Here is a 26,821-nt window from a genome sequence, read left to right on the forward strand (position 1 = left end):
CGAACTCAGAAGTGAAACCTCTTAGCGCTGATGGTAGTGTGGGGTTACCCATGTGAGAGTAAGTCATCGCCAGCTCATTATTCTAAACACCTCCTTCAATAGAAGGGGGTGTTTTTTTATATCAAAAGAAAAAAATAAACAAATAAAATTAAGGGAAAGGCATGGGTACGGGAAAATTAACTTCTAAATCGATGTCTTCACATAGTTAATTACAAGCGCAAACCATATCAATAAATACAAAAATGCCTGTATCGTTAACAGGCATTTTGAAAAGAGAATCAATGGAATATTACTGTTCTATATTGTTTGCTATTAAATTACCTTGTTCAGCTTCTCGCATGAAACGATCATGAGTTTCCTTGCTACGAACCAAGCCAGGCATTCGATATTCTGTATGACCGTAGTCATGAATTTTTGTCCAACGTCCTCCCCAAACTAAACCGACAGACTCAGCAACTTGACCATATAACTGATAGCCACGCATAGCCCAAGGATCACGTTCAGAAATAACGACTTTACCATCTCGCTTGAATGCGACATCAGCTGCCAAACCAAATTGGTGATAGCTACGGTATGCAGTCGCTAAAGTGGTTGCTTTATTCCGAGATAGGCTATTTTGTCGTGCAGGACTACGATAACCCTCTAGTAATACTAATTCATAGCCATGTTGTTCCTTCATAATTTTGAAGACCATAAGTAATCGTTGTTTATAGCGTGGATGCATCTTGTCCCACTTACGATTTACCATTGAAGTATCGAGATGACCATGAGAAAACTCTGAATTTTCTACATTAGGAATAGTTGTAGATGAAACAGAACCGCCAGTTTGAGCTTGATATTGTTGCTCAAGACGTACAGCTTCAACGATTGCTGCATCAACGAGACTTTCTTCAACCTCTGGTGGAGGGGAAAGAATTTCCCCGTTTAATAAGTTATAAATTTGAGGATCAGCTTTCTTTAAATAGTTTGCTTCTATTTTTGTAGGATCAACGGGTTTTGTAAAAGCAAAAAGCATAATACTGCTAAGTAAGAAAAAACCAGCAATGAGTATCCACCATTGCTGTAAGTGCCAATGCGTTTGAATTTGGTCTGCTGAAGCAGCATGATTCATTTCATGTGCAAATTTACGTGCGTTTAAAAGCTTTTTTTTACCTTGTGGTAATAAGCTTTGTGCAAAATCTATTACTTTTTGTCTTATCTCATAAGACATCAATAAAGTCAGTGCGATGATTAATATCACAAAACTGACAATGATAAAAAAAATCACGGTGCAGGTTCTTTAGCAGTTCGTGTGACTGAAACTTCTACGCTGGCTACAGGAATATCAATATTTTCATCAGTGTCAGCTTTACTTTCAGCAACTTTATTTGCATTGGTTGTTGTAGGCTTAGACTCAGGCTTTTTTATGGTTTTCGGTAATGCTTCAGTTGTGGTCTTTTTTACTGGTTCTGCTTTAGGTGGAACTTGGGGAGTTTTGTTACTTAAAGGTTGCGCTTGATTAAAAGTTGATTCAAAGGGATTTTTACTTGAAGTCACTGGTTGAGTTGCTTGAGCAGAGTTTGTTTGCTGATGTTTGAAAATATTATTAAGCTCATTTAGCTTGGGTTGAGCTTGGTGATATTCATCAGGTTCAGATTGCTCGTTTTCATCAGCTTGAGTGACTCCTGAATCAATATTGGATAATTTATCATTTGAGTGTGTTGAATCTGTATCTGCTGCGTTAATCGGTTGGAAGCTTGGTTGATTTAAATAGGTATAAAAAGCTAAAGATGTGGCAGAGATACCAATTGCTACACCAATGATCCCACTTACTAGAGGCGAAATTTTTTTATTTTTTTTAGTAGGTGTAAGGACTCTAATATTTTTCTTTTCTTGGCTCATGTTGAATATCTTTTATGGTAAATGAATCGTTATGTGGGCCTGTTCAGCAGGTGCACTAATGACATTATTATATTGAGTCATGGCTTTGATCTCTTGTTGACTGAGCATATAGCGAAGTCCAGAAAATGCCAATAATGCAAAGAGGAGTAAAAATAAGAGAATCCAAGCGAATGGAAGTTCTCTATGAATAATGTTTTTAATTTGATCAGGCAATGCAGCGAAAGGTGAAAAGAGGGCTTTTTTACCTTTTAAATAATCTATTTCATCGCCTACGCGTGCAACCAAATGATTTAAGCTTTCAATTGATTCAATACGGTATTTACCTTGAAAACCTAACAGTAAACAGTAGTGAAAAACTTCTAAAGCCGCTAAGCGATCTTTTCCACGAGTTCTAATTTTTTCTAATAAGTCAAAAAATTGATAACCTGCGAGTTGAGATCCAAATAAAGTTAACTGAAGAGGACTAATTAACCACGAATTTTGTAAATGGAAATAACTAGGGTCCTGTTGTGTGACAATCGTTTCATCAAGTAATGCACAAAATGCATATTTTGCATCATGGATATCCTCGGCTGAGAACTGCAACTTCTTCGCTTGTAATTCGAAACGTTGTATTTGATCCATGATTTTTTGGCGAAATTCATCGACGTTGTCAGGAACGTATTGGTTACGAATTAAAAAAACGATGTAGAAACCGTCATGCATTAAATCAACCAAATTAGAAGACTGTGTCAATTTATTCTGTTGCTGTGGTGTAGAGCCTGCTCCAATCTGACCGTCATCGAACAGTGAAGGCGCTCCATTAGGCATATTCATATTTTTCTCTTCTCAATCTCTAGCCATTCATCACTGCGATGAGTTCAATACTGATATCTTGGAATCCAGCAGGTACATAGATACAGATGGTTTCAGACTCCAACATGCGTTGATAGAGTTCATGATGAGGTTCAATTTCAAAATAACTCACCCCAGAGCGGACTGGAATCGCAGTAGGTACTTGCATCAAATGGTGAATCGGAATAGCAGGCAATGCAGAGACGACACGTTGCTCAACATCGACTGTTGTGCCCACTTTAAAACGTAGTGGGACAATTTGTACAAGTTCGTGTGTCTGCATCATTGAACTAGACACAGCAATATACAGACGAGATTCGCGAGTGATCTTATCTGACTCTAAGCTACCAACCCAATACGAAGGACGTATTTCTTTAAGACTGATATTGAAGTATCGACTTGAAATGATTGTGTCGAGTAACTCTCTTAAAATGACATCTAACTGCGCAAAGCTATCTTGTAAATTATGATGTTGATATTGAGGTAAATGTTCAACTTCATAGGCTGTTGAGAATGTCAGTAATGAGCCAGTCAATCTGAGTAATTCAAAAAATAAGCGTTCAGGGTGAATTTGGGGATGAGTCAATAAATGGCTGAGAGTTGCATGAGCAGTATTCAATGCATTCACTAGCCAAAATGAAACAATGTCACCTGATCTAAATTCAATTAATTTTTGTTCGTTTTCGCGATTGTTGGTTTGAATAGTTTTGATTTTTGCTTTAATGACATTCAAGGTACGTTTTAAATTAGCAACCAATGACTCACATGAAGCAATATGCAAAATTGGTGGAATAAATTTTGTATCAAGTTCAAAGCTTCCTGAACTATGACGCTTAATTTTTCCTATTGGCAAATATAAAAAACCATCCAGTTCATGAGGAGTATCATTCTGAGATTCCAGTAATTTCAGCTCAGCACGACGACGAATGTAAGTAATTTCAGCAGGTGTGGCATCTGTGAACAAATCATGAGTTTCATTCAGATACGAATGATATCGACTTGGTTGTGTCGAAGCCTCATGGGCGATATTACGCTTGTTTGGTTGAACGATAGGGAGCGCAAGAAAAATGGTCATTTCACCACGGAAATTGAGCTCATCGAGCAGTACGGGCTGAGGTAAAAGATCTCGCGAAGGAGCAGCGTAAATTTCACCATCTTGCCAAATCATTTCAATGTGCTCAATTGCTAGCACATGGGTCGTTAATTGAGATTCATCAAATTTGAGCTGTTGTACCCCATATGCGAATGGAATGGTGGCGCGAATAGTTTGATTTAAACGCTGTTCATGATAACTGTCTTGAATTTGAAAGTGCTGCGGTCTTAAAAATAGACCTTCACCCCACAGTACTTTTTCTGCTTTAAACATTGAGATTACCATTCATTAGATTCATTGCTATTTTTTACACCCAAGAGTTCATGGACTGATTCCAATGGGTTGTTATCGTTTTTAATGACTTGTGCGAGCCATTCATGAAGCGGCATTTGGCTCCATTTAATGGTTTTTTGAAGCATATAACTCACAGGACTATGTGGTTCATTTGCTTGAAAATAATCCGCAATATCTTTAAGCACCCGCATTGCTTGTTCACGATTTTGTAGATGACTTTGTGGTTGAGGTTGAAATGACTGCTGAGTTACTGATGCTTGTATATTTGCTGTTGGAGCAGAATTTATATTTGAATTGTTTTCTTGGAATTGTAGGTCTTGATTCATGTCAGGAGTATCCTCAGACATTAAAAATGCATCTGCTTTGTAAATTTTTTTCAGTGTTTTATGTATGTCTTCCAACTGAGAATCAGTATTTGCGAAACTTGGAGCGTCTAATTGCATCAGTTGATCAAGTACTTGCTTGAGGGTATCCCAGTGCATCAAAATTTCTAAAAAGAACTGATAATTGTTGTATTGGAAACTTTTTGAGGTATTAAATAAGCTTTGTTCGAATTGCTCGAGTTCTGGATGATTCTGAGAAGATCCATAATCATCAGCATTTTTTAATCTTACATTTTGTTGATGCAGTAATTTTTCATAATCATAGATTGAATAGAAAGGAGCTGAATTGATGAGTGGAACACGTTTAATCAAAGCAGGTAACTGAGAAGTCAAACCTTGCAATAAACCTAGACGTTGATCTAAATCATCATCTTCAATTTCAGGATGTATATCTTTCCAATAATTGGATAACATACGATGCGAAAGCTCAAGGCTACGAGCGACTCCTTCATAACCGTAGAGTTGACTCCAAGCCTCGCTTAACCAAGTCAATAAACGAATATCTTTACTTTTTTGAGTCAGAACATCGATACATTTTGCCGAAACAAATGACCAATCTGCTTGTTTAGGTTCAGCTACCCAATCCCCCATATCTAAGAGCGGATCATCTTGGGTTTTCGCTTTCTTGATCTCATGAAATTCATTCGAAAAAGATAGATCTTCGCCACAGATTACTTGATCTGAGATTGGTTGAAGTAGCTGTTCTATATCAATGTTCATATTAATTTATATACTCAAATAATTATGCTTCAACAATTTTCTTTTTGGTGGCTTTACGCTTTTTCGGTGCTGTTGTTGGATCTAATCGATACTCAATCAGGTCATCTTTGCTATCAATTTGAATTAACTTAGGGACTTTGTTATCCGCCAAGGCGATCAATATTTGTGTTGCAAGTTCAGGTAAAACTGAAGAGTTTAGAATATTGTCGACATTACGTGCGCCACTATCGACTTCTGTACAGCGACTTAAGAGTAGTTCCACCAAATCATCCGTATACTCAACACGTGTTTGATATTGTTTGAAAATACGATCAGTAATTTTGCCTAACTTATGATGAATAATACGCACAAGTAGATCATCATGGAGTGGGAAGTAAGGCACGATACGCATACGTCCCAAGAAGGCAGGTTTAAACTGTTTATATAAACTTGGTTTTAAATGTTCAATTAAGTCTTCTGCCGTAGGCCATTCTTCTACAGGTTTAGTCAAACAGGCCTGCATAATTGCGCTTGAGCCAGTGTTAGAGGTCAATAAAATTGTGGTATTTTTAAAATCGATAACACGTCCTTCACCATCTTCAAGTGTGCCTTTGTCAAAGACTTGGTAAAATAACTCTTGAACATCTGAATGTGCTTTTTCAATTTCATCTAACAAAACAACGCTATACGGATTGCGTCTAACAGCTTCAGTGAGGACACCACCTTGACCATATCCTACATAGCCTGGAGGCGCACCTTTCAATGAGGAAACAGTATGAGCCTCTTGATACTCAGACATGTTAATCGTGATGAGATGAGATTCCCCACCATACAGCTCATTGGCTAAAGCTAAAGCCGTTTCTGTTTTCCCCACACCACTTGGTCCAACCAACATAAATACCCCTTGAGGCTTGTTTGGATCTTCAAGTTTTGCTTTAGAGGTTTTGATTCCTTGAACAAGTTGATGCAGGGCATAGTCTTGACCCATGACGCGTTGTTCCAGTTTTTCTTCTAAACTTAGAATTTGCTTAATTTCGTCATTGACCATTTTTCCTACAGGAATACCAGTCCAATCTGAAATAATCTCATTAATGATTTGAGCATTAACACGTTCAAATACCAGAGGTTGTTCACCTTGTAATATTTTTAAATCTGATCTGAGTTGCTGAATCTGATTTTTAAAATCATTACTGTGTTCTTCATCTTTTAATTCAGAATTTTTTTGCTCAAGTGTTTTGATTTTTTGAACAATTTCTAGTTCTTGTTTCCACTTTTCAGTTGTGGCATTTAACTCATTTTCTATTTCAGTGATCCGATTTTTAAGATTGGAGATGCGTTCGTCATGCTGTGGGAACTGATTATGCTCTTGTTCCAAAATATCTAATTCAAGCAATAAATTATGATTTTGAGCATGTAGCTGATCTAACTTTACCGGCTGAGCATTCTGAGTTAATGCCACACGAGCGGCAGCAGTATCTAAAACACTCACTGCTTTATCTGGGAGTTGTCGACCAGCAATATATCGATGTGAAGAATGAACAGCAGTCACAATGGCTTCGTCATCGATTTGAAGATTAAAGTGTTTAGCCATGACAGGAATCATGGCGCGAAGCATATCAATCGCAACTTCTTCAGTCGGTTCTTCAACTTTGACGACTTGGAAACGACGACTGAGCGCCGCATCTTTTTCAAAATATTGCTTATATTCAGCCCATGTAGTTGCAGCAATTGTTCTTAACTCGCCACGTGCTAAGGCTGGTTTAAGGAGATTCGCCGCATCATTTTGACCAGCTTGACCGCCTGCACCAATCAGTGTGTGTGCTTCATCAATGAAGATGATGATAGGATGAGCGGAACTTTGAACCTCTTGGATGACTTGTTTTAAGCGATTTTCAAACTCACCTTTTACACTTGCACCTGCTTGTAATAGACCCATATCAAGAACATGGATATGTACATTTTTTAATGCATCAGGCACTTGGTTGTTGGCAATCTTCAGCGCTAAACCTTCAACGACAGCAGTTTTACCTACGCCTGGCTCACCTGTTAAAATAGGATTATTTTGACGACGACGCATCAGAATATCCAACATAAGGCGAATTTCAAACTCACGTCCAATGACAGGATCAATCCCACCGTTAAGCGCTTTTTGAGTCAAGTTAATGGTGTATTGATCTAGTGCAGGTGTTTTTGCATGAGATTCTGAACTTTGAATCGTATCCTGATCCTGAACATCATTTTGATGATCAGCTTGAGGGAGATGCTCTTCAATGCTAGCTTTACAAATTTCTATAAATTTGTGTTTCATCGTATCAATCGGGAACAGATCGAATAAACTCGATGCACGAAGCGCGATTTGATATAAATCTCCTGCAGTCAATAACGCAACTAATAAGTGCCCGCTACGGATGACTGGGGTTTGATCTGCGGAAGCAATAAGCCAAGCTTGTTCTAGCAGACGTACAATCGATTGAGCAAAAATAGGTGTACGCGTATTGCCTTTGGGCAAGTGCGAAATCGTTTCTTGTAAATCATCGATCAGTGCATTTTTAGAAATTTTATAGTGATCGAGCAAAATAGAGAGATCATTTTTTACGTTTTGATTTAATAATTCGAAGAGTAGATGTTCAATTTCGATTTCGTAATTTTGTTGATTAATACAATAATTTGCAGACTTTTCTAGTGCTGTTCTTGTCGTAGGAGATAGTTTTGTAATCAAAATTTTCAAGTTATTCATCAGAATTCTCTGTGTTCAAATTATTTATAGTTACTTAAAATAAACCTAGATAACGTCTATTTTTAAGATTTTTAACGACTAAATATTTAATAAACAATAATTTTTAGTATGAAAAAATTCACCCATATTTTTTATTCTACCTAAATAAAGGTGATAAAAAAACTATCCTATAGTGTGAATCGTTTACAGAACTATATAATTTTGTAACTTAAAAAACTTAATTGTTTCTTTATTATAATGGTCATAATGTTGACTAAGTTTGCATTTATAAGTTTAAATTTTAATTAAATCTAATATATAGAAGACATTGCTCTAAACATTGAGTGTGTTAAAAAATGATTTAATGAATCATATAGTTAATGTAAATTTAATAATAAATGAGGGTGTATTTTGAATACTAAAATTCTGCTTACAACTCTGCTAATTGGGTTGGGGATGGCGTCTACAACTTACGCAGATGAAGTAAAACTCAAAAGAGGTTGTGTTAAAGATCATCCATTAGTAGCGGGTGAAACAGACCAGACATTGCTACAAATTTATGCTCAAGCATGTGATAAAAAAAATAAAGACAACAAAAATGGTTTTCTAGCACAAGCAGCTCAGCGTTTTCAACAAATCGGACAAAATCAGAAAGCACTTCAATTGGTGAACAGTCTTAATGCACAAAATGTTCAGCACTCATCGTTAACAGATACTAAGTTTTTAGCTGGAATCGGAATCGCGAATGAGGCATTAGAGCAAATGCGTGGACCAGAAGTACGTTATTTGACTGAAGAGACTTACGAACCTGCGTTGGCACTTTCTGAAGCAGTTAAAAAAGCTAAACCTTTGACTGTAATCGAAACCAAAGTTGAAGAAGCACCTAAGCGTGTTCAAGAGACTCGAACTACTCGACAGCCTGCACGTACGACGCGCCGTGCATCGACTCCAGCAAAAACAACACCCGCTAAAACAACGACACCTGCGAAAGTTGAAAAACCAGCAGCACCAAAACGTGAGAATCCATTTGGCTCGTTGAACTGATCAAATTACAAATTTAGGAAAAAATAATATGGCTAAGCGTGAAAGTGTTCAAAAAAAATTACAACGCATCCGACCACCTCGAGTACAACTGACGTATGACGTAGAAGTAGGTGATGGTAAAGAAATAAAAGAACTTCCTTTTGTTGTTGGTGTATTAGGGGACTTCTCAGCAGCATCTGAACTTGAAAGAACCAAACTGAAAGATAAGAAATTTATTAATGTAGATTTGGATAACATTGATGAAGTAATGAGTTCGCTAGCACCAAGAGCAGCCTTCCAAGTTGAAAACACAATTTCGGAAGAGGGTGGAAATATGTCGGTAGATCTTACTTTTAACTCAATGGAAGATTTCCGACCTGAAAATGTTGTTCAACAAGTTGACCCTTTACGCAAATTGGTTGAAGCGCGTGAACGCCTTTCAGATTTGCGTAATAAAATTTCAAATAGTGAACGTCTAGAAGATCTGCTTGATGAAATTCTTCAAAATACAGATCAAGTACGCAAATTAAGTGCTGAAGCAGGAGGCGACGACCGTGAGTAATTTACAAACCGCACCTGCGACAAGCAATGCTGTTGAAGAAACGAGTCTTCTAGATTCGATTGTTGAACAAAGTCGAATTGCGCGTAACGATGATGAACATGTTCGTGCGAAAAATTTAATTGGGGAATTAGCCAAAGAAGTTATGGCTGGAACAATTACTGTTTCAGAAAACATGACGGTCTCAATAGATAAGCGTATTGCTGAAATTGATGCTTTAATTTCTGCTCAATTAAGCAAAATTATGCATCATGAACAGTTTCAAAAGATTGAATCGACTTGGCGTGGACTTTACTACTTCTGTCAAGAAACACCTTCAAATCCTTTAATTAAAATCCGCATTTTAAATACCACTAAAAAAGAATTGATTAAGGACTTCCAAGGCGCAACTGACTTTGATCAAAGCACATTGTTCAAAAAAGTGTATGAAGAAGAATATGGTTCTTTTGGTGGTGCACCTTACGCAACTTTGATTGGTGATTTTGAATTCGATCGCACACCGTCAGATATGTATCTTTTAGAACAAATCTCTCATGTTGCCGCTGCCTCTCATGCACCCTTTATTTCAGCAGCAAGCCCTTCAATTCTAGGTCTTGAATCTTTCACTGAAATTGATCGTCCTCGTGATGTATCTAAAATTTTTGAAACTGCAGAATATGTACAGTGGCGCTCATTCCGTGAAAGTGATGATTCTCGCTATGTGGCTTTAACTATGCCACGCGTTCTGGGTCGCCTGCCTTATGACCCTAAAGAGGGTTGGGCAACAGAAGGCTTTAACTTCGTTGAAGAGGTCTCAGGTGAAGATCACGATCAATATCTCTGGATGAATGCAGCATACGGTTTCGGTACACGTTTAACGAATGCATTTGATATGCATGGTTGGTGTGCAGCAATTCGTGGGGTTGAAGGTGGTGGTTTAGTAGAAGGCTTGCCAGTACATACCTTCAAAACCAATGATGGTGAAGTCGTATTTAAGTGTCCGACAGAAGTTGCGATTACGGACCGCCGTGAGAAAGAGTTGAGCGATCTCGGTTTTATTCCATTAGTACACTGCAAAAACACAGACTACGCAGCGTTCTTTGGGGCTCAATCGACCCAAAAGCCTAAGAAATATGATAGCGATACAGCGAATGCAAATTCAGCACTCTCAAGCCAGATTCAATACATCATGGCTGTGTCGCGTATTGCGCATTATTTGAAAGCAATGATGCGAGATAAAGTCGGAAGTTTTGCTTCAGCTGGAAATGTAGAAAGCTTTTTGAATGATTGGTTATCTCAATATGTATTACTAGATGATGGTGCATCACAAGAGGCCAAAGCTAAGCGCCCGCTTCGTGAAGCATCTGTAAAAGTTGTGGAAGACCCGGCGAACCCTGGTCACTACAAATCGGTCGTGTTTTTAAGACCGCACTTCCAGTTGGACGAGTTGTCGGTATCTTTGAGACTTGTCACTGAGTTACCTCAGTCCTCTAATTAAATAGAGCAACTTTATAATAACGTTAAATAAAACAGGAAATCTTCATGAAAGATATATATGTTCAATTTCGAGGAAAATACAAAGTAGACGGCGAATCTCGTGACACTGAGCACAAAGATTGGTTGGAAGTTAATTCTTGGTCTCATAACATCCGTCAGCCTAAATCTGCGACATCTTCAAGTGTTGGTGGTCATACTTCTGAGCGTGTTGAACATTCAGACATGTTATTCGTTAAAGATTTAGATGCGACTAGCCCGAAACTTTGGGAAGCATGTTCTGCTGGTTACACTTTTGATGAAGTACAAATCGATTACTACCGTGCGAATGGTGATAAGCGTATCAAGTACCTTCAAATCAAATTGAAACATGTTCTAGTTTCAAGCGTAACACCATCTGTAAATGCTGAAGGTGTTCCGACTGAAGCATTTGGTTTGAAATATGCTGCTGTTGAATGGACATACAACCAACAAGATATCGATGGTACTCAAAAAGGTGCGATCACGAAGCAATGGTCACTTTCTAACAACACTGCAAGCTACAAAGCTTAAAGTCTTGAAAGTGAGAGGAGTAGGGGCTGACTTAAGTTGGCCTTTATTCATCTTTTAGAGTAGGCAAGATGAAAACAAATTTAGATCATCTTTATCCATTTGGCTTCCGTGCAACTTTATTTGACCGCTTGATTCCAGAATATGAGGATCAGATCAAAGGCTTATCTATGCAAGAGCTACGTGAATCTGTTGCACATGACTTGGAAGATCTACTCAATAGTCGAGTAGCCAAGTTTGATCAAATTGATGACTTCCCTACGGTTAAAGGCTCGATTGCACAGTTTGGCATTATTGATTTTGTTGGATTATCAACAGCCAATCCAATGGATCGAGACAAAATTTGCCAATCTATTCAGCAGTCCATTGCGGCACATGAACCTCGCCTACGACAAATTCAAGTTGAAATGTTGTTAGACAGCGACAATATGGGCGCACTTTGCCTCAGTATTCAAGCATATTTAAATATCCATCCATTGTATGAGCCTGTAGTTTTTGATGCTTTATTGAAACCAACGACACAACAATATGTAATTTCGGCTAGATCTTAAGATTGGGGCTTTTGTGATAGAAGAACTTTTACCGTACTACGAAAAACAATTACAAGAATTTGGTCAACAATCTCGCGAGTTTGCTCAGAAGTATCCTAAAATTGCCCAACGGCTCTCGCTCAACCAAGAACAGATTGATGATCCACACATTGAGCGCTTAATTCAGGCGTTTTCGTTGATTGCTGCTCGAATTGATAAAAAATTAGCAGACAGTTATGACGTTTTTACACGTGCTTTATTTGAGGTGATGTTCCCTCAATATCTAAGACATTTTCCAAGTTGTACTGTCGTCAGTTTCGAGGATCAAAATAAAATAAAACAATTAACTGAAGCTCACGTCATTCCGCAGGCAACAACGCTAAAATCACGAAGCTTTAAGGGGGTACAATGTGAATTTAATACCTCTCAAGCTGTACGATTACTTCCCATTCAACTGAATCAAGTTCAATTTAAAACGAACCCAAGTGCTCAAATTCATCTCAATCAAAATGCCACTTTGCAATTAAGTTTTGAAACTTTCAATGAAGCAGGCTTGTGGATTCATCAAGAAAAACTCCCTATTTATTTAGATGCTATTTCAAATTTTCCGCTGCAAGTTTTGGATAGTATTTTCAAAAAAGATACGACTTTTACGGTACGCATTGGAACACAGCTTTATCAAATTTCTAATCCATTTTCCTTAATGGGCTTTGAGGAAGATGAGAGTTTATTGCCTATTGATCAACATACACATCATGCCTATCGCTTGTTGATGGAATATTTTTGTTTTGCAGATAAATTCAGCTTTCTTAATCTTGATTTGTCTTTTTTAAGAAATTTATTAGATCAACAAACGAGTTTTGATCTCCAAATTCATTTTAAGTTAAACCTAAACGATCAGGCGATTATTCGTAATTATTCAGAGATGAATGTTGCAAATTTCAAATTATTTAGCACGCCGGCTGTTAATCTTTTTGAAAAAAATGCTGAACCACAAAAAATACATCATCGACAACTTGAATATCCATTGATCACGGATGCGCATCATCCTGAGTTTTATCAGGTCTATTCGATTCAGAAAATGCACATGGTTCGTGAAAAGATTAATCAGGAACAGGTTTATCATCCAGTGTTGCCGTTCTTTGGAATGAGTCATTACCATGATGAAAATGTCCAATTTTTCTATGCATTGAACTCATCACAGCTCAACAGTAAGTTTGTTGAAACGGGTTATTCCATTATTTCTAAGCATTTACAGCCGTATGATATAAAGTCTGATTTTATTAGCACCGTATTGCTATGTTCTAATCGGAATTTACCGCATGAAGCATTAAGCCAGTCAAATAATATTTTAAATCTGAATGATAGTAGTTTGGCACGTCGAGCGTTGGTATTGAAGCGTCCGAGTTTACCCTATCAATTTGAGCAAAATCAGAAAGAGCAATGGCGCATTATTTCTCATCTTTCATTAAATACGTTAGCACTGATGAAAGGGGATGCGGTAGCACATTTAAAAGAATTATTAGAGTTATATAACTTACCGGCGAATAAAGAAAATCATCTGTTAATTAATTCGATTAAACAAATTGAATTTAGCCTGACGCATAAGTTGGTTGAAGCAAAACCTTTCCCGCTTTTCGTACGAGGACTCAAAGTTGTTATCCGAATCGATGAACAAATATTCAGAGGTCATAGTCTTTATATTTTCAGTCAATTGCTGAGTCATGTGTTTAACTTAAAAGTGCAGTTAAACAGTTTTGTCGATGTCATAATCGAAGATGCTCAATCACAACAGGAGTTATACCAATGCGTGCAGAACGTTGGTGGCAAGAAGCTTCTGTAACAGACCATTTATTTCAACAGCCGACTGCATATGAATTTATTCAGTCGATTCGATTGTTAAGACATGTGCCCTATGCTCGGCCACATACACCATGGGATCGTGATTTTAAATTTCATCCTTCCTTAGAGCTTAACTTCCCTAAAAAAGAAATTGAATCACTCGCTTTAGAAGATGAAAAAGTTCAGCTTACAAATTTAATGGTGGGTTTGACTGGAATGCAGGGGGCATTACCCTATAGCTATACCAATAAAGTTAAATCAGCACCACGCAAATTTCGAGTTGAAACAACGCAATTTTTGAGTTTATTTAATCATAAGCTCACTTCACAATTCGTTGATGCGACGGTCAAGTACAATTTACCAGTACGGTATGAGGTCGAGTCTGAAAATCATTATCTGAATATTATCCATGCATTAAATGGTTATATTAGTCAGCAACATCAACAACAAGAACTTGATGATTATTTTGCTGAATTTGCAGGATTAATGCAGGGGCAAAATAATACAGCACATGCTTTAAAAACCATGATTGCACAGGTATTTAATCAGCATGTGGCAATACAAGAGTTTATCCCTGAAAAATTTAAATTAGAGCTTCAGCAGAGAACATCCTTAGGAGGGGCGACGCCAAGCTTGTTAGGATTGAATACATTTTGTGGAGAGACTATTACCCAAATTGATGGCAAAATTGAAATTCAAATTGGACCGTTGGATCGTAAAACTTACCTAGATTTTCTACCACAACAAAAACTAAGTTTAAAATTAAAAAAACTACTACAAAGCTGGTGTAGCCCAACCTTATTGGTTGATGTTCGTTTAATTTTATCAAAACAAGAAATACAGCCTATTACTTTAAATTCGGAGCATTCTATGGGGCTTAGTCAGGGTGCCTTTTTAGCTCATAATCAACCGCTAGACAATGATGAAACTTGCTACCCATTGCTTGGAGTAGCGTCATGATCAAAATCATTGTTGGAGTGTTCCTTACTGTTTATCTGGTGATTTCTGCGATTGTGGTGCTGTATTGGCGTGACATCAATTTTGATCCTTCTGGCAGTGATCTACTTATCTTTTTTGGATTGTTACCTGTTGCAATCACTGCTTTTTTGGTGATGCCATATATGATTTATCATTGGATAAAAGAGCAAAAAAATAAACAGAATGATCCTCAACTTAGCGATGAGACCACAATTGAGGAGCTACAGCCTGAGCCTGTGGAGTGGATCAATTTAAATGTCTATCGCGCTTATGCACTCAATGCTTTGGGTGAAAATCATCTGATTATTGATGCGATTCGGGAGTTCAAGAGCCCTGAACTTGATGACAAATTATTGAATGGGTATGGGTTGCCTATTCTGAGTTATCGAATTTCTGATTTAGACGTCGAACAAGATGAAGAGGATGAATATAGCTTCAAACGGCAATACCGCATTCATCAATTGATTCTGACTCAACTCGAACAACAAACAGAAATACTCTGGGAAATTAGTGAGCATTTAAAAAAATCTGCGCTTTTCTACGATACTCAAATTAGCCAATCTTATCGTATGCATCCAGCATGGATTGATCCTCAGGCTGAGTATCATGATGGGGAAGAAGATACTCCTTCTGTGCAGCAAGTTTATCGACTGAATAAGCTTAAAATCCACCTGGTTCTCGCTGAAGAATTATTGCATGTTTGGGATGAACAAGATTCTGAGCAACTCATTTCAGACTACCTGAGTCAGCTCAATTATATTCCTGAAGTGTTTCACGTGGAACACCACTATTGGGGTGCTGAAACAAGCTATAGTGAATGGATTCATCTTTTACAAAGTATTGAAAAAGATGAGTCGTCTATAAGTCTTGTGTTTATCGTTGATTCCGAAATTGATCAAGATACATTGGATGAAAAGATTTGGATTTCAGAACAATATATTCCTGCAGAATATATTTCGAGCTGTTGTTTAGCTTCACCTAAAATTCAAATTGAAAATGTTTTACCTACGAAAACATTAGATATTGCGATAAATGAAAAACAACTGAAACAGAGTTTAGATCGCTATAACATTGATCATCAGTTCAAAGTGGAAAATGAGCAGCCCTTTACAATTCTGTTGGATGACATTACTCAACTCAAAACACTTAAAAAAATTGAGCAAAATTTTGCCAATACGAATATTGAGCAACATCACTATTTAATGCTTTATCCAACACTTGGGAATACACAAAGCTTAGCTAAAATTTTTGGCTTTACTCTCGCTTTTCAGTTTGATGATGCCTTGATGACAATGGTGTATACAACTCAAAACCCAGATGTTCAGACATTTATTCAAACTTATCAATCAGAATCGGACATAAATCCTGAGCAGCAAAACGTTTAAAAATTTACGAAAAAAATGAGAATACAATGCACACGATATTAGGCTATGTATGGCAGTACGTTTCAAACCCAAAGGCAATCATTGCATTGTCATTGTTTGTTGCCTTAGTGTCTGCCTATCACACGATACCTAGACAGTATTTCTGGCCGCTTGCGGTGGCTTATGTACTGGGTCTAATCGGTTATGGAATCTATTGGTTCATTCAACGCAAACGCCACGAGAAACAAGGGGAAGAGTTGGCGGAAGCAATCGAAAAAGATAGCCAAGCTGAGTATGGTAAGCAGAAGGATAAAGATGAACTACAATTGGTTCATCAACAGATGAAGGATTCAATTCAGCTCATTCGTAAGTCAAAGCTGGGTGATAAAAAAGGGAATGCAGCGCTATATGAGTTGCCTTGGTATATGGTCATTGGTAACCCTGCTGCCGGTAAGAGTTCTGCCATTTATAACTCGGGCTTAAAGTTCCCATTCGAAGAAACGCATAAAAATGCAGTGTCTTCAGGTTTGAGTGGAACACGTAATTGCGACTGGTTTTTCTCAACAGAAGGAGTATTGTTAGATACTGCTGGTCGTTACTCAGTCTATGCAGAAGATCACTCTGAATGGATTGGTTTTTTGAACTTGCTCAAAAAAAATAGATCTAAAGCGCCGATTAATGGACTGATTGTCACCGTCAGTATTGCCGAGTTAGTTAGCCAAAGTCCTGAAAAATCTTTGAAACTCGCTAAAAACTTGAGAGCACGTATACAAGATTTGACGGAACGTTTAGAAATCTTTGCGCCTGTGTATTTGGTGTTTTCTAAAATGGATTTGATCGCAGGATTCACTGAGTTTTTTGATTGTTATGATCAGGATGAATTTGACCAAGTTTGGGGAGCAACGCTGCCTTATAATCCAGATTCATCTGAAAATGCTGTTGATCTATTCGAGCATCATTACAATATTTTGTATGATGGATTGAAAAGCGTAAGTACGACTCATTTAAGTCGCCGTCATGCACAGAATATCTCACCAAGTGTGATGACTTTTCCGCTTGAGTTTAAGACTTTAAAACCAGCACTCAAAACTTTTATAGGAACACTATTTGAGGAAAATCCGTATCAGTTCAAACCTGTATTCCGTGGTTTTTACTTCACCAGTGCTTTACAAGAAGGAACGATCGAGAGTCCAATGACGGAGCAAATTGCTCAAGAATTTAGACTTCAGAAAATTCCGAACAGCGAACATGGTATTCCACAAAATTCTGTATCACAGAATCATGGGTATTTCTTAAAGGGATTATTTTCAGATGTCATTCTGAAAGATAAAAACTTGGTGAAGCAACATATTAACCCGGCGAAAAAGCGCCAACGTTATTTGAGTTTTATTGCAGCTTTACTTGGGGTATCTGTAATTTTAGGCCTGTGGGTGTGGTCTTACCGTAACAATCAACAGTTGATCGCAGATGTTCAAGCTGATCTGAATAAAGTGATGCAAATGGAGCAGGCATCAGGTCAGCATTTGGCGACACAGCTCGACTCGTTACTAATTTTACAACAGCGTTTAGAACAGTTAGATCAATTTGAAGAAGATCGTCCATTAAAGTTTGGCTTTGGTTTGTATCAAGGCAATGATCTGCGGGAAAAACTTAAAACCGAATATTTAAATGGTGTGCGACAAATTGTTTTAGAACCATCTCAACAAAATATTGGTCAGTTCTTGCAGCGTGTAAAAAATAATGAAGCGACACTAAAAGAAAATCACGTTAATGTTGAAATTCAGCAAGTATCGGCTAAACCTGCACAAAATGCTTTGGAACCTTCTGATTCGAATCCCCAAGATGCTTACAACGCATTGAAAGCTTATTTGATGATGAGCAATTCAAAATATATGGAAGCAAGTCATCTGAGTGATCAGGTTACGCGCTTTTGGCGTTCATGGTTAGATGCCAATCGTGGACAAATGCCACGTGGTGAAATGATCCAAAAAGCGGAGCAGGTGCTGACCTATACCATGACATTGGCGAATGATCCAAAATTCCCACAGTTGTCAGCGGATGCGCAATTGGTTGATCAAAGCCGACAAGTATTGTTGGCGGTGATGAAGGGGATGCCAGCACGTGATCGAGTTTATAATGAGATCAAAATGCGTGCTGCCGTACGATATCCAGCAGTGACAGCAGCTCAAATTGTAGGTGAGAACAATCGTAGTGCCGTATTAGGTTCTTATGCTCTTCCTGGGGTATTTACATATAAGGCATGGAACGAATATATCGATCAAGCCATTGATGAAGCTGCGAATAGTCCGACAGACAGTCGTGACTGGGTGTTGAACAGCAATCAATCAGATGACCTCACCTTTAGTGGTAGTCCAGATCAAATTCGTAAGCAGCTGACTGAACTCTATAAGAAAGAATATATCGCAGAGTGGCGTAAATTCTTGAATGGAATTTATTATGCAAAACAACCTGATTTTGCCCAGCAACATAAAACAATAGATTTATTGGGTGAGCCTCAAAACTCCCCGATACGTTTGCTCATTGAGCATACAGCGAAAGAAACCAATTGGGATAACCCTGTGGTTCAAGCGGAATTGGCTGCTCCACAAACAGGATTTATCGCTTGGTTTAAACGTAAGGTTCTTCGTCAAGATAATACCAATGAAATTCAACGTGCAGCTGAGCGCGCCCAAGGTGCTATCTCAAAAGAATTTAACGTTTTTTATCAGTTGGTTCGTAAACGTGATGATCAGCAAAATAAATCATTACTTGATGAGTATTTAGAAAATCTCGCACAGGTACGCAGTAAGTTTAATGATCTCCGAAATGCAGGGGATATTGGCCCAAATGCGATGGCTTTGGTAAAACAAACCATCAATGAACAAACCTCAGTATTTAATACTACGCAAAAACTTGTCGATGAAAAACTGACGGTCGGTCTGAATGATATTGACAATAAGCTCATTCAAAAGCTTTTGGTGAGTCCACTGACACAATCCTTTGCAAGCTTAATCACGCCAGCACAAGATGAGATTAATAAATTATGGGTGATGCAAGCTTATCAACCGTTTAATCAGACTCTGAGCCAAAAGGTTCCATTCAATACCTCGGCTTCAATCCAAGCGACGAGTAGTGAAATCGGTCAAATCTTCGGTGAGGGCGGTAGTATTGCCAATTTTGTTAAAGAAACGCTCGATCCATTTGTGATTCGTCGTGGCTACACACTGACTTCTAAAACGTGGAAAGACCAAGGCATTATCTTGAATCCACAATTTGTGATGAGTTTCCAACGCTATGTTTCACCACTTAACGGTGTAGCTACAGGTACTTTGTCACAAGGTTCTGCGCCTGCTGCGACCAATCAGTCCAACTTCCAATTCTATCCATTGTCTAATCCACAGTTGCTGTCTTATACGATTGATATTGATGGTCAACGTATGGTCTTTGAAAATGGTATCCAACAGTGGGTGAACTTTGTTTGGCCGAATACTGGTGCTATTCCTGGAGCACGTATTACTGCAGTCGATCTCGAAGGAAAAATGCATACGATTTTTGATGCACCAGGTGAATACGGGATCAATCGTTTGATCGACTCTTCGCAACGTCGTGATCAAAATGGTGTCATCGAAATGACTTGGGCAAGTGCTCAACAACCATCATTAGCGGTAAAAGTAAACTTTCGTTTGATCAGTGGGAATTCAGGTCAAGGTGGAACAGGCGTTGGTTCTAATCGTGATTTAAACGGTTTGCAATTGGTTGATAAGGTGACGACCAACAAGGCGACAGCACGTGTGGTATCTGCTCAAAAGGCACCAACACCAGCACCTCAAGCTGAGAATTCAACGAATACGGCATTGCAAAATGTAACACAAGGAGCACAGCCATGATGTATGGAGTACAACTTAAGATGGATCATCAGTAGGAGGCGATATGTACAGTGTGAAAACAACGCCTTTGTACTATGGTAAGAGTCCTGCTCGTGGCGATTTTCTGAAAACCAAAGGACAGTATTCTTTGATTCAAGTGATTGATCAGTGGATTACTGAAGCGCTTGAAATGGCAATGAGAAATCCAAATTTCGATCAAAATTATCAAAGTTTGGCATCATTAGATTTCTTTATTGCCAATCCGCGTGAAAATATGTTCTTGGTTGCAAACTTAGTGACCAGCCAAGACAGCTCAGGTCGTCAGTTTCCTATGGTGTTGAGTCACTTATTGGAAGTGGATGCACCCTACCAAAATTTGCTCTATGCACCTTATAGCTATAAGCCAGTTTTGATTGACTTATTTCAAAGAAACCGTGTGATTCGTCAAATTCGAGATGCTGATGATTTAATCGAAAAACTGGCTCAGCTCAAAAAAGAAATTCAAGTTCTTGATGTAACTGAATCAACCGCTTTTTTTGAAAATCACACCATGCATTCATTTGCACAAATGATGAAAATATCGGTCTATGAGCTTGCACAAAGCATGATTGGACTAGGTCTTTTACTCCAACCTGTATTAAAAAATGGAACGAGTAAACTGAATAAGGTGTTAATTTTACCAATTCACAACCCTAGTTTTTGTTATGAAATCGCAGCATTCTGGGTTAGTTTAATCGCAAGATTTTTGCCAAAACATAATACCGAAGTGTTGATTGGTATTCTTCATTCAGAACGTCCAGTTTTATTATTTGGCTTTCAGGGCGCAGATATTGAAGCATTAAGTGATATTTTCAATCAGAACTTAAGCTCTGAACATTGGGTTTCATTGGTACAAGCACAGTGGATTGATCGCTATTTGGAGCAAAATGCAGGTCTTGCTGCACTCGAGCAATCTTTGTGCGAACGACAGTTAAGTTTAAATCAAGGAATGAAATTATTCCGACAGACTTTTATAGAAGAATAATGATGAAGAAAACCTTATTAAAGATTTCATTGCTTAGTTCGATATTGTGTATAAGTGTTATATCGTTTGCGAAAGAAATTATCGTTGAGGGAGTTGTTCCTAACGAGATGAGCAAACAGGCCATATTGAATAAAATGAAAGTGGTCTATAGCCAAGACCAAATTATCGATAAAATTCAGGTTCGTCCTGTCACTGCACCCAATGGATGGAGTGATTCCGTGACACAAGTCATTACACCTGATCTTAAAAAAGTTTCTCAAGGAAAATTGAGTGTAAGAGGAACACAAGTTGAGCTCACAGGTAAAGTCCTCAATCAAAATGATATCGTACCGACTCAAAATACATTTCAAAATTTAGTTGTGGCACCTTATCGCTTTAATGCACAGTTATCTGTGAATCATGCAGAACAAGCCATCATTGATAATGCTTTAAAAAATCGAATTATTGAATTTGCTTCTGGAAGTGCCACACTTTTACCAGCAGGCACACAAATTTTAGACGAAATGGTGGTTGCGCTAAACAAAGTTCAAGGCAAAAATGTCAAAATCATCGGACATACTGACAGTCAAGGTAATCCACAGAAAAACAAAGAATTGAGCTTGCAACGTGCGGATGCAGTAAAACAATATTTGATTGCCAAGAATATTTCACCTTCACGATTAAGTACAGCGGGTATGGGTGCTGATGAACCTGTTGCAGACAATGCAACGGAAGAGGGTCGTAAGAAAAATCGAAGAATCGAGTTTGAAGTTCAATAAAATATTATAAAAGGAACAAGTGTATGGCTTTCCCTTATATTACGATTGGCTCTCCAACCACTGGTGGTGGGCAGGTTATTTCAGCAAATAGTTCTTTCTTAATCGAAGGTAAGCCAGTTGCTTGTGTAGGGGATAAGGCCACCTGTCCTAAACATAAAACGGTGACGACAATTGTTGCGGGTGACAGCAAAATGCTTATTATGGGAAAACCCGCCGCACAGCATAATTCACCTTTGGCATGTGGATGCAAATGTATAGGGAATCAAAGTTTAACGGTTGGACAAAATTAGTTAATTCATTGGGATCTGTATCTAAAAAGAACCCTCTAATTTTAGAGGGTTCACTTTTTCAACTATAATTTTATCTCGATCAAAGTGTCTTCGGTATTTGTAATCGCGCACCTACTGATGATCTGAAGATGATTATTACGCACTTACATATTGCACAATTTTATCAAACGCAGATTTAAGCGCTTTGTCATCGAATTCATTGCCTTCGAATGTTTCATTGCGATTGCGTGCAAAAATATCGCGAATCTCAACCACGGCATTTGAGTCGACTAAACCTAATTGCGTAGCAACTTGACGGATTTGATCGATAGAGCGAGAGCCATTACTACCGCCATAACTGACATAAGCAGCAGGTTTTCCATTCCACTCTTTACCTAAATAGTCGAGTGCATTTTTAAGTGCAGGGCTGTATCCATGATTATATTCAGGACTAATAAATATAAATGCATCACCTTTCGCGATTTGAGCAGCCCATTCTTGTTGCTTAGGTTGATCATATATACCCGTTAGTGGTGGATTTGCTCCAGCGAAAAACGGTAAATCCCATTCTTTTAAGTCCACAATTTCTGTCTTAATCGTGCTGTAGTTATATGATGAAATCGTGTTTTGAACCCAATTTGCAACTTTAATGGCTGTGCGGCCTTCTCGAATGCTTCCCACAATAATTTGAATATTCACCAAATTTATCCTTCTAACTGTTATCACACTGACTTTAAAATGTTTTTTTTAAAAAAGGTAGATCGAAAATGTATCTAAAAAAAAGCGCCATAAGGCGCTTTTTTATGTACGAATCAGGCATTACATAATTTTGATGCCTTGCTGACCTGCTGGTGTTACTTTGAAAATTTCAACTTCAAAAGTAATGTCCTTACCAGCAAGCGGATGGTTAAAGTCGACCTCAGTGATATCATCACCAACCGATTTAACCACACCATATAATGACTGCTTTGCTTTATCTTCAAACTCAATCATTTGACCTTCAGCAGGACGTTGCTCAAATTTAACAGTATCAAATTTTTGCACGTTCTCTTGGTTCCAAGGGCCAAAAGCATCTTCAGCAGGTAAACTTACTGTACGACGGTCACCCGCGCGTAAGCCAAATAAAGCTTTTTCAAAACCAGGCAATAAGCTGCCATCACCTATCACGAGGCTTACAGGTTCTTCGCGACTACGGGTATTATCAATTTCAACACCATTTTCAATGGCTACTGAAAAGTGTAAATGTACTTTTGAACCCGCTTCAATGCGAGTATCTTCATTTGGATTAATAAAATCAGTCATTTTGCGCTTCCGCACGTTGAATACGATGTTTCTCTAAGAAAAAAGTATCGATCAGCATTAAGATGGTACCTAAAGTAATGGCACTATCTGCAAGGTTAAAAGCAGGGAAGTGGCTATTGTTATAGTAGACATGAATAAAATCTACAACATAGCCCAAACTTACTCGATCAATAAGATTACCAATCGCCCCACCTAAGATGAGTGCGATGGCTAAAGGCAATACTTTCATGTTTTTTGGCATACGCATAATCCAAAACACAAAAATAACCGAGACAATTCCTGCAAGTGATGTAAAGAAATAACGTTGCCATCCACCGGCATCGGACAAGAAACTAAAGGCAGCGCCGTAGTTATGTAGTAATGTCCAATTTAAAAAAGGTAAAACAGGTACAGGGTCTGCATAAGTCAGATGTGTACTTGCTATCCATTTAGTCCATTGATCCAAAATAATGGCAACAATAGACAATCCTATCCACCACAAATTGTGGGGATAGAATTGGAATAAACCTTTTTTATTATTTTGTGGATTAGGCATATTTTCTCTCTTCGCCTTGACCTGTAGGGAGGTTAATAATACAACGACCACATAGTCCTGGATGTGATGGATGTGTATTCACATCAGGCAGAACATGCCAGCAACGAACGCATTTTTCGCCGTCAGCAGCAGAAACTTTCACATTCAAGCCTTCTAAGTCAGATACTTCACCTTGTGCTGCATCGAAACTATTGACTATCACTTGTGAAGTAATGAGAACGAAACGAAGTTCATCACCTAATTTGTCTAGAACGGCTTTAAGTTCATCATTCGCCCAAAGCTCAACCTTAGCAGACAAGTTTGAACCCACAGTTTTCGCACCACGTGCTGCCTCGATAAACTTATTCACTGCCGATTTCACATTGATCAATGTTTGCCATTCAGTTTCTGATACGACATTGGCACTTGATGCAGTCGGAATATCATACCATTCAGCAGTGAAGACATATTTCTCAGTTTGACCGGGAATCAATGGCCAAGCTTCTTGTGCGGTGAACGTTAAAATAGGTGCCATCCAACGTACAAATGCTTGAACCAAATGGTACAACGCAGTTTGTGCAGAACGGCGTGCTTGAGAATCTGCTTTGGTGGTGTACTGACGGTCTTTGATAATGTCTAGGTAGAAACCACCTAAATCGTTGATACAGAAATTCGTCAGCGCACTTGTCACGATATGGAAGTTCATATCTTCGTAAGCTTTCTTAATGGTTTCTTGCACTTCTGAAGCACGTTGCAAGATGTATTGATCAAGTGCAATTAAATCATCAATCGCTAAGCAATCAGTCGCAGGTTGGAAACCATTTAAGTTTGCTAACAAGAAACGCAATGTGTTACGAATACGACGGTAACCGTCTGAGGCACGGTTAAAGATTTCTTTACCTGCGGTCATTTCATAACGGTAGTCTGCAGATGCAATCCAGAAACGAAGGCCATCAGCACCCATATCTTTAATGATGTCTTGCGGTGTGATGACGTTACCGATCGATTTCGACATCTTACGGCCTTTCTCATCGACCACGAAGCCGTGTGTCAACAAGCCTTTATACGGTGCGCGTTCGTTGATTGCCATTGAAGTCAACAATGAAGATTGGAACCAACCACGGTGTTGGTCTGAACCTTCAAGGTACAAATCAGCAGGGTCTTGTAGCTCTTCACGTTCACGAAGGACTGCAAAGTGTGTTGTACCTGAATCGAACCATACGTCTAAAGTATCTCGAACAGCGTTATAGCAATCTGCATCATCACCGATGAATTCGCGTGCATCACGGTTATACCAACCATCAATACCTTCTTGCTCGATTAACTTCGCAACTTCTTCAATCAATTCAGGTGTACGAGGGTGTAACTCGTTAGTATCTTTATGAACGAAGAATGGAATTGGCACACCCCAAGTACGTTGGCGAGAGATACACCAATCTGGGCGACCTTCGATCATCGCTTGAATACGGTTTTTACCCCAATCTGGTACAAACTCAATATCATTTTCAATCGCGTTCAATGCACCTTGGCGTAGACCTTTGGCATCCATGCTGATGAACCATTGTGGTGTTGCACGGAAGATAATCGGAGTTTTATGGCGCCAGCAATGTGGGTAGCTATGTTTAATCACAACATGTGCCCAAAGTTTGCCTGCTTCAGTCAATGCTTCAATAATTTTTGGATTGGCTTTGTAGATGTGCTCGCCTGCAAAGAGTGGCGAAGTTGGTAGATACACACCATTACCACCGACTGGGTTTTCAACTTTTAAGTTGTACTGTAAGCCAACTTTATAGTCGTCTACACCATGACCTGGTGCAGTATGTACAGCACCTGTACCGCTACCGTCAGTCACGTGCTCACCTAAGATTACAGGCACTTGGCGTTCAGCGATCAGTGGGTGTTGCAGAACAAGGTTTTCAAGTTTTGCACCAGTGAATTCTGCAATGACTTCAAATGCAGTAAAACCATAACGCTGAATAGCTGATTCAACCAATGATTTCGCAAGAATGAAGTTTTGAGGTACTTTGTCTTCGCCAGTCGCTTTCACAAGTTGATATTCGAGATCAGCATGAAGCGCAACCGCTTGGTTGGCAGGCATGGTCCAAGGTGTTGTGGTCCAGATCACGATGTCGGTACGTTCAGCAATGTCTACACCCAAACGTGCAGAAAGGTCAGCTAAATCAACAACGCTGAAACCCACATCAATTGCGTCTGATTTTTTATCTTCGTATTCAACTTCAGCTTCAGCCAATGATGAACCACAGTCTAAACACCAGTTGACGGGTTTAAGACCTGGTTCGATATGACCTGCTTTGGCAATAGCACCCAATGAACGCACGATGTCGGCTTCTTGTTTGAAGTTCATCGTTAAGTACGGATTGTCCCAATCACCAAACACGCCCATACGCACGAAGTCTTTCTTTTGCAGTTCAACTTGTGTGTAAGCATATTCACGGCAGGCTTTACGGAATGTAGAAGCATCTACTTTTACGCCGACTTTACCGACTTTTTCTTCAACTTTAAGTTCAATTGGAAGACCATGACAGTCCCAACCCGGTACGTATGGTGCATCAAAACCATCCATTACTCGGCTTTTAATGATGATGTCTTTTAAGACTTTGTTAACCGCATGACCTAAGTGAATTTGACCATTCGCATATGGAGGGCCGTCATGAAGCACATATTTTTTCTTGCCAATACGCGACGCACGAATCTGCTGATAAATGTTGTCGGCATACCACTCTTCTAACCATTTCGCTTCACGTACTGCGAGATTTGCTTTCATCGCAAAGTCAGTACCTGGGAGGTTTAGCGTGGCTTTATAGTCCACTGCATTTTCAGGAGTTTGCTTATCGCTCATGCAAGTTGTC

22 protein-coding genes and 1 rRNA gene are annotated in these 26,821 nt (G+C 38.7%); 13 read left to right on the forward strand and 10 right to left on the reverse strand.

Annotated elements, in window-relative coordinates; all coding sequences use genetic code 11:
- Nucleotides 1-75 (forward strand): 5S ribosomal RNA (gene rrf, locus AC1M9F_RS03890); the annotation flags it as partial.
- A gap of 214 nt (nucleotides 76-289) precedes the next feature.
- On the opposite strand, the gene AC1M9F_RS03895 is transcribed toward rrf, so the two are convergent.
- Genes AC1M9F_RS03895 through tssH form a run of 6 tightly spaced genes read right to left on the reverse strand, consistent with a single transcriptional unit; the run spans nucleotide 290 to nucleotide 7,924 of the window.
- Nucleotides 290-1,267, reverse strand: coding sequence for a M15 family metallopeptidase (locus tag AC1M9F_RS03895; protein ID WP_481597124.1), 978 nt, complete (start codon nucleotides 1,265-1,267; stop codon nucleotides 290-292).
- Nucleotides 1,264-1,881 (reverse strand): hypothetical protein, encoded by a 618-nt coding sequence (locus AC1M9F_RS03900; RefSeq protein WP_481597125.1) that lies wholly within the window; start codon nucleotides 1,879-1,881, stop codon nucleotides 1,264-1,266. Before AC1M9F_RS03900 ends, AC1M9F_RS03895 begins: the two co-directional genes overlap by 4 nt.
- A 12-nt stretch (nucleotides 1,882-1,893) precedes the next feature.
- On the reverse strand, nucleotides 1,894-2,697 hold the full coding sequence (gene icmH / locus AC1M9F_RS03905) for a type IVB secretion system protein IcmH/DotU (RefSeq protein WP_481597126.1): 804 nt from the start codon (nucleotides 2,695-2,697) through the stop codon (nucleotides 1,894-1,896).
- Between the two features lie 19 nt (nucleotides 2,698-2,716).
- Entirely contained in the window at nucleotides 2,717-4,081 is a 1,365-nt protein-coding gene (tssK, locus tag AC1M9F_RS03910) for a type VI secretion system baseplate subunit TssK (RefSeq protein WP_481594548.1), read from the reverse strand.
- Nucleotides 4,082-4,086: 5 nt separating this feature from the next.
- The gene (tssA, locus tag AC1M9F_RS03915) at nucleotides 4,087-5,205 is read right to left on the reverse strand and encodes a type VI secretion system protein TssA (protein WP_481597127.1); all 1,119 of its coding nucleotides are present in this window, start codon (nucleotides 5,203-5,205) and stop codon (nucleotides 4,087-4,089) included.
- A gap of 22 nt (nucleotides 5,206-5,227) precedes the next feature.
- Nucleotides 5,228-7,924 (reverse strand): type VI secretion system ATPase TssH, encoded by a 2,697-nt coding sequence (tssH, locus tag AC1M9F_RS03920; RefSeq protein ID WP_481597219.1) that lies wholly within the window; start codon nucleotides 7,922-7,924, stop codon nucleotides 5,228-5,230.
- Nucleotides 7,925-8,356: 432 nt separating this feature from the next.
- On the opposite strand from tssH, the gene AC1M9F_RS03925 reads away from it, so the two are divergent.
- The 12 genes from AC1M9F_RS03925 to AC1M9F_RS03980 all read left to right on the forward strand — a co-directional run bounded on the left by AC1M9F_RS03925 (nucleotide 8,357) and on the right by AC1M9F_RS03980 (nucleotide 22,156).
- Nucleotides 8,357-8,944, forward strand: coding sequence for a hypothetical protein (locus AC1M9F_RS03925; RefSeq protein ID WP_092766614.1), 588 nt, complete (start codon nucleotides 8,357-8,359; stop codon nucleotides 8,942-8,944).
- A 28-nt stretch (nucleotides 8,945-8,972) separates the two neighbouring features.
- The gene (gene tssB / locus AC1M9F_RS03930) at nucleotides 8,973-9,485 is read left to right on the forward strand and encodes a type VI secretion system contractile sheath small subunit (RefSeq protein ID WP_092766613.1); all 513 of its coding nucleotides are present in this window, start codon (nucleotides 8,973-8,975) and stop codon (nucleotides 9,483-9,485) included.
- Nucleotides 9,478-10,959 (forward strand): type VI secretion system contractile sheath large subunit, encoded by a 1,482-nt coding sequence (gene tssC, locus AC1M9F_RS03935; RefSeq protein ID WP_092766612.1) that lies wholly within the window; start codon nucleotides 9,478-9,480, stop codon nucleotides 10,957-10,959. The genes tssB and tssC overlap by 8 nt, the downstream gene beginning before the upstream one ends.
- 44 nt (nucleotides 10,960-11,003) lie before the next feature.
- Nucleotides 11,004-11,507 (forward strand): Hcp family type VI secretion system effector, encoded by a 504-nt coding sequence (locus tag AC1M9F_RS03940; protein WP_092766611.1) that lies wholly within the window; start codon nucleotides 11,004-11,006, stop codon nucleotides 11,505-11,507.
- A 68-nt stretch (nucleotides 11,508-11,575) separates the two neighbouring features.
- Nucleotides 11,576-12,055 carry a type VI secretion system baseplate subunit TssE gene (gene tssE / locus AC1M9F_RS03945; protein ID WP_092766610.1) on the forward strand — a complete coding sequence of 160 codons (480 nt, stop codon included), beginning with the start codon at nucleotides 11,576-11,578 and terminating at the stop codon, nucleotides 12,053-12,055.
- A gap of 13 nt (nucleotides 12,056-12,068) precedes the next feature.
- Nucleotides 12,069-13,877, forward strand: a complete 1,809-nt coding sequence (tssF, locus tag AC1M9F_RS03950; RefSeq protein WP_481597128.1) for a type VI secretion system baseplate subunit TssF — start codon at nucleotides 12,069-12,071, stop codon at nucleotides 13,875-13,877.
- The gene (tssG, locus tag AC1M9F_RS03955; RefSeq protein WP_481597129.1) at nucleotides 13,841-14,836 is read left to right on the forward strand and encodes a type VI secretion system baseplate subunit TssG; all 996 of its coding nucleotides are present in this window, start codon (nucleotides 13,841-13,843) and stop codon (nucleotides 14,834-14,836) included. Before tssF ends, tssG begins: the two co-directional genes overlap by 37 nt.
- Nucleotides 14,833-16,239 (forward strand): hypothetical protein, encoded by a 1,407-nt coding sequence (locus tag AC1M9F_RS03960; protein WP_481597130.1) that lies wholly within the window; start codon nucleotides 14,833-14,835, stop codon nucleotides 16,237-16,239. Before tssG ends, AC1M9F_RS03960 begins: the two co-directional genes overlap by 4 nt.
- Nucleotides 16,240-16,265: 26 nt before the next feature.
- A complete protein-coding gene (gene tssM, locus AC1M9F_RS03965; RefSeq protein WP_481597131.1) occupies nucleotides 16,266-20,105 on the forward strand; it encodes a type VI secretion system membrane subunit TssM in 3,840 nt (1,279 codons plus the stop codon).
- 43 nt (nucleotides 20,106-20,148) lie between these two features.
- Nucleotides 20,149-21,108: a type VI secretion system-associated protein TagF gene (tagF, locus tag AC1M9F_RS03970; RefSeq protein ID WP_092766605.1), complete on the forward strand. Its 960-nt coding sequence runs from the start codon at nucleotides 20,149-20,151 to the stop codon at nucleotides 21,106-21,108.
- Nucleotides 21,108-21,866 carry an OmpA family protein gene (locus AC1M9F_RS03975; RefSeq protein ID WP_481597132.1) on the forward strand — a complete coding sequence of 253 codons (759 nt, stop codon included), beginning with the start codon at nucleotides 21,108-21,110 and terminating at the stop codon, nucleotides 21,864-21,866. The genes tagF and AC1M9F_RS03975 overlap by 1 nt, the downstream gene beginning before the upstream one ends.
- A 23-nt stretch (nucleotides 21,867-21,889) precedes the next feature.
- On the forward strand, nucleotides 21,890-22,156 hold the full coding sequence (locus tag AC1M9F_RS03980) for a PAAR domain-containing protein (RefSeq protein ID WP_481595680.1): 267 nt from the start codon (nucleotides 21,890-21,892) through the stop codon (nucleotides 22,154-22,156).
- Between the two features lie 135 nt (nucleotides 22,157-22,291).
- On the opposite strand, the gene AC1M9F_RS03985 is transcribed toward AC1M9F_RS03980, so the two are convergent.
- The 4 genes from AC1M9F_RS03985 to ileS all read right to left on the reverse strand — a co-directional run bounded on the left by AC1M9F_RS03985 (nucleotide 22,292) and on the right by ileS (nucleotide 26,811).
- Nucleotides 22,292-22,834 carry an NADPH-dependent FMN reductase gene (locus AC1M9F_RS03985; protein ID WP_481588750.1) on the reverse strand — a complete coding sequence of 181 codons (543 nt, stop codon included), beginning with the start codon at nucleotides 22,832-22,834 and terminating at the stop codon, nucleotides 22,292-22,294.
- Nucleotides 22,835-22,954: 120 nt separating this feature from the next.
- Complete coding sequence (locus AC1M9F_RS03990) at nucleotides 22,955-23,437, reverse strand: FKBP-type peptidyl-prolyl cis-trans isomerase (RefSeq protein ID WP_035270560.1); 483 nt, start codon at nucleotides 23,435-23,437, stop codon at nucleotides 22,955-22,957.
- Nucleotides 23,430-23,972: a signal peptidase II gene (gene lspA / locus AC1M9F_RS03995; protein ID WP_035270556.1), complete on the reverse strand. Its 543-nt coding sequence runs from the start codon at nucleotides 23,970-23,972 to the stop codon at nucleotides 23,430-23,432. The genes AC1M9F_RS03990 and lspA overlap by 8 nt, the downstream gene beginning before the upstream one ends.
- A complete protein-coding gene (gene ileS, locus AC1M9F_RS04000) occupies nucleotides 23,965-26,811 on the reverse strand; it encodes an isoleucine--tRNA ligase (RefSeq protein WP_481597133.1) in 2,847 nt (948 codons plus the stop codon). The genes lspA and ileS overlap by 8 nt, the downstream gene beginning before the upstream one ends.
- Nucleotides 26,812-26,821 lie beyond the last annotated feature (10 nt).

This window comes from Acinetobacter sp. ANC_7504, assembly GCF_056779995.1.